We start from the raw sequence: 918 nt of genomic DNA, 5'->3' as shown, positions 1-918 counted from the left end.
CGCGCAGCAGGCGCTCGCGCGCGAAGGGATAACCGTCCCAGCCGTCGGTCCAGTAGCGCCCCGGCCCCTGCGCCGGATCCTGCCGGTTGAAGCGCGCCATCAGGGTCTGCTGCGCCAGCAGGTTCCACGGCCGCGTGCGTCCCAGCTGTCGCGCAGCCATTGCTCCTGCGGCCCGCCCAGCAGCGTGCGGCGCGTGTCCAGGAGCTCGGGACAGTCCTTCACGTTCACGGTGTTGGAGCCGCCGCGGCCGGGCTTGGGGCAGGCCTGCGGATCGCGCCAGGAGCGATCGTCGAGGGTGATCAGCCGCGCCAGTCGGCCCCAGTCGACGCGGTGGCTAAGCGCGATGTCCACGCCCTTGGGCCGCATCGATGCCGGGAAGGGCTGGTGCTCCCAGTACGCCTGCGCCGCGGCGACGCGACGTTGATGGAAGTCCGGCGCCAGGTCCTGCGACACGTCGCCGGCCCAGTCGTTCTGCACCTCGTGGTCGTCCCAGGTCAGGATCCAGGGCGCGTTCGCATGCATCGCCTGCAGCTGCGGGTCGCGCTTGTACTGGGCGTAGCGGTCGCGGTAGTCGGCCAGGCTGCGGCACTGCGGCCCCTGGTGGCGCCGCGGCACGCGGGCATCGTGCGGCGTGGCGTATTCATAGATGTAGTCGCCCAGGAACAGCACCAGGTCGAGGTCCTGCCTCGCCATGTCGCCCCAGGCCGCGTACTCGCCGTGGTCGAAACGCTGGCAGGACGCGATGGCGAAGCGCAGGGCCGCCGGCATCGCGTCGGCCGCCGGCGCGGTGCGGGTGCGGCCAGCCGGGCTCTGCTGCCCCAGGGCGCGAAACCGATACCAGTACCAGCGGTCCGGGCGCAGGCCGGCGGGCTCCGCATGCACGCTGTGGGCGGTGCCGGGCTCGGCGTGCTCGGCGTG

The 918-nt window shown here is 72.8% G+C and carries 1 pseudogene; it reads right to left on the bottom strand.

Annotated features, from left to right (window positions below):
* Positions 1-918: pseudogene (locus FUT87_RS24655) on the bottom strand (alkaline phosphatase D family protein); the annotation flags it as partial.

It is taken from the genome of Mitsuaria sp. TWR114, assembly GCF_007997345.1.
Note: the sequence above shows the minus strand (reverse complement) of the source record. Positions and strands in the feature narration are given on the sequence as shown.